The following is a 3,630-nucleotide window of genomic DNA, read 5'->3' as shown; positions in this document are numbered from 1 at the left end:
ATCGACAGGAGACGGGCAAGCCGCTTTGGTGTACTGAGTGGCAGCGAACCCTGACAGGGCCACCGAGCCGGTTTCTACCGAACTACAAGTCGCTCGCTGCGACCATCGAAACCGCCCACGACGATGGGAGTGTCGACGGCGATTTCTTCTGGGGGTTGATGCTCAAGCCAGCATACCTCCGAGTCCCACGGAACAAAGGGCGCGTCAACGGTGTGTTTCACCCCGACGGGACTCCGTTCGATGCAGAAGATTATGCTGCACTCTCCAACGGCTCTCGTCACTATCCCGAAAGCTGGGACACACACTCGTTCCCGTATCCGGAACTATAGCACAACTCACGGTTCCGATGTGAGTGAATTCGGAAACCCACAGACACAACCCGAACCTCACACTGGATAGGGTGTTCCCCCTGTCGAGTCGCTCACTGGCTTTTCTCTCGATGGTTGCCTGACTCACAATGTGTCTTGAATCCAATTAGGTGGAATATTCGTGAAATAGTTGGTAAGCTACGAACAGTGTGGTAATTATATACGCAATTTTATATCAGTCTGGTCCATTTCTGGAAATAGAATTCCCCACTGCTGACTAATCACTCCCTGGGGTTCCCAACCTGATTATGATGTCTATGATGACACGACGATGCGGTGATGCACAGGACGACCCACCACCGAGCCGAAGCACGAATCGAACAGAGACATGAAGGAACTAGAACGAGACCTCGGCCTGCCGTCAGTGCTCGCGATTAGCACTGGTGCGATGATAGGCAGCGGTATCTTCATCTTGCCCGCTCTTGCCCTCGAAATTGCGGGGCCCTTGGTCATCGCCGCGTACGCGCTCGCTGGATTACTGGTCGTCCCTGCAGCGCTCTCGAAGTCGGAGATGGCGACTGCCATGCCAGAAGCCGGCGGCACGTACATCTACATCGAACGCGGGATGGGTCCCCTCCTCGGAACCATCGCGGGTGTTGGGACGTGGTTTTCACTGTCGTTCAAAGGTGCGCTCGCACTCGTCGGGGGCGTTCCGTACCTGTTGTTGCTGTTCGACCTTCCGCTGAAGCCAGTCGCTCTGGGACTCGCCGCATTCTTGATTCTGGTCAACGTCATCGGGGCGAAACAGACAGGGCGACTCCAAATTGCCATCGTCGCCGTGATGTTGGCTGCACTCGGTTGGTTCGCGGCCTGGAGTGCCCCAAGCGCGCAGGCAGCGAATTACGCGAACTTCTTCGACGCTGGCATCTCCGGCCTCCTCGCTGCCACCGGTCTCGTGTTCGTCTCCTATGCAGGTGTCACGAAAGTCGCGAGCGTCGCCGAAGAGGTCGAGTCACCCGGGCGGAACATCCCGCTTGGAATCCTCGGTTCACTCGTGTTCACCACGCTCCTGTACATCGCAATCGTGGCAGTGCTCGTCGGCGTGACGGAGCCAGGGTCGGTTGCAGGTTCATTGACTCCAGTCGCCGTCGCTGCAGAATCCACTCTCGGACAGGTCGGCGTCGTCGCAGTCATTCTCGCTGCAGTGCTCGCACTTATCTCCACGGCGAACGCCGGAATCCTCTCTTCATCTCGATACCCGCTCGCGATGAGTCGTGATTTGCTCGCACCGCCGTCGCTCTCGAAAGTGAGTGACCGCTTTGGGACGCCCATCCCCGCAATCACACTGACGGGGGTCGTCTTGCTCGTGCTCATCGCGTTCGTCCCAATCTTGGAGATAGCGAAGTTGGCGAGCGCCTTCCAAATTCTCGTGTTCTCGCTCATCAACGTGGCTGTCGTGGCGTTCCGCGAAGGGAGCACAGAGTACGACCCCGAATTCACCTCGCCGTTCTATCCGTGGGTCCAGGTGTTCGGTGCCGTAACTGGTGTGTTGTTGTTGACCCAGATGGGTCCCGTCGCGTTCATCGGTGCCTTCGTAATCGTGGTCGGGAGCGTTGCGTGGTACTTCGCGTACGCTCGTTCACGTGTGAACCGCTCAGGCGTCGCCACGAATGCGATTCGCCGCCAAGTGAACAAGAATGCCGTGACCAACGTCGTGTCGGCGACTGACGAACACACGAAAGAAGTGCTCGTTGCATTCACGAAAGACGTCGGTCCCGAACGCGAACGAGCGCTCGTTGACTTCGCCGCTGACCTCGTCGCTCGTGACGGCGGACGAGTTGTCGCCGTCCGATTTGACGAAGTTCCAGACCAAGTGCCACTGACAGAACACGTCACGGTCCAGTCTCCCTCTGACCTGTCTTTCGAGGCCCGAATGTCGGACTTCGCGGCGGACACCACGGTCGATATCGAGGCAGACGAAATCGTCAGCCACGACACGAAACATGCTATCGTCAACTTCGCCGACCACCGCGGCGTCGACACCATCGTCGCAGAGCACGAACCGCTTCGACTCCAGTCACGGTTGTTCGGCGACCCCATCGATTGGGTCGTCCGGCACGCCTCCTGTGACGTCGTTCTCGTCGACAACCTCGGCTACGACGAACCGAAGCAGGTGATGCTAACCGGTGCTACCAGCCCGTACTCTCCACTCGCAGTCAGTATCGCCGAACGCGTCGCAGCGGCAAATCGAGGGACGATTTCGATTCAGAACACCACGGAGGAATCCGACGAACCCGACCTGTGGGAGGTGATAGACGAGTACCGTTCTGACCTCGCTGCCGTGTTGTCTGTCCCAGTTCGGACAGAGACGCTCTTTACCGATGGTGGTCGTCGTATCCACCCCGACGTCGTGGTGCAACCGAGTCCTGACCGTGGAATCAGAACCGCTGTCCACGGGACGTTGTCGTCCACGCCGAGTCACAACTGCACGACGCTGACAGTGTACTCACATGCCTCTCGTCGGCCTTCTGTGGGCGAGCGACTCCTCGAGCGTCTCGCATTCTGAATCGGTGAGGAGGCGATTACAGGCATCAAATTTCCATTTGTAGAACCCCGCCGATTTTGGCCGAGGACGTACGACCAAATGGACGGTCGTCACCCGTCGACGGTGAGTCTGACGAGCGGTGCATCATCGGCGTCGACGACGACGTATAGGTCTCCTGTATCGGGTGTGTCTAACACATCGCGGATGCGCCACCCACGGTCGGCTAACAGCGGCTCGGCTTCGGTCACTGTTCGACCATCGACGGTGAAGTGTGCGAGGTACCGCGAGGCGAGACCACCCACAAAGAGGTCACCTGTCCACTCGGGGAACGTCGAGCCGGTGTAGAAGGTCATCCCACTGGGCGGGAAGCCACCACTCCCACACGGCCACGAGAACACGGGTGCGACGACGTCGTCGCGTTCGTCGTGAGAGACGCCGATGGGCTCACCACTGCCGTATGTACAGCCTTCGTCGGCGATTGGCCACCCGTAGTTGGCTCCCGGTTCGAGGACGTTGATTTCGTCGCCATCCTGCTCGCCAAACTCTGACTCCCAGACTTCACCGGTTTCGGGATGGGTGGTCAATCCCTGTGGGTTCCGGTGGCCCCAACTGAAGATGGTGTCTTTAGCATCTGGGTCGTCGACGAACGGGTTGTCTGCAGGCACTGACCCGTCAGCGTTGAACCGCAACACTGTCCCCAGTTCGTTGGTCCGGTCCTGTGCGACGTGGTCCGGTCCGAAGTTCTTGAACTGTCGGTCACCGACGGTCATGTACAGC

Annotated in this window: 2 protein-coding genes and 1 pseudogene; 2 read left to right on the top strand and 1 reads right to left on the bottom strand. The window is 58.8% G+C overall.

Annotated elements, in window-relative coordinates; translation table 11 throughout:
- Positions 1 to 329: pseudogene (locus tag AUR66_RS22890) on the top strand (hypothetical protein); the annotation flags it as partial.
- A 367-nt stretch (positions 330 to 696) separates the two neighbouring features.
- Positions 697 to 2,874 carry an amino acid permease gene (locus tag AUR66_RS16695; RefSeq protein WP_058573327.1) on the top strand — a complete coding sequence of 726 codons (2,178 nt, stop codon included), beginning with the start codon at positions 697 to 699 and terminating at the stop codon, positions 2,872 to 2,874.
- An 89-nt stretch (positions 2,875 to 2,963) separates the two neighbouring features.
- Here the strand turns inward: AUR66_RS16695 and AUR66_RS16690 are convergent.
- Positions 2,964 to 3,630 (bottom strand): PQQ-dependent sugar dehydrogenase (locus AUR66_RS16690; RefSeq protein WP_197409844.1); only part of this gene is annotated, 667 nt, incomplete at its 5' end.

The sequence above is a fragment of the Haloferax profundi genome (assembly GCF_001469865.1).
GTDB classification, from domain to species: domain Archaea; phylum Halobacteriota; class Halobacteria; order Halobacteriales; family Haloferacaceae; genus Haloferax; species Haloferax profundi.
This window is presented reverse-complemented; position numbering and strand designations above follow the sequence as displayed.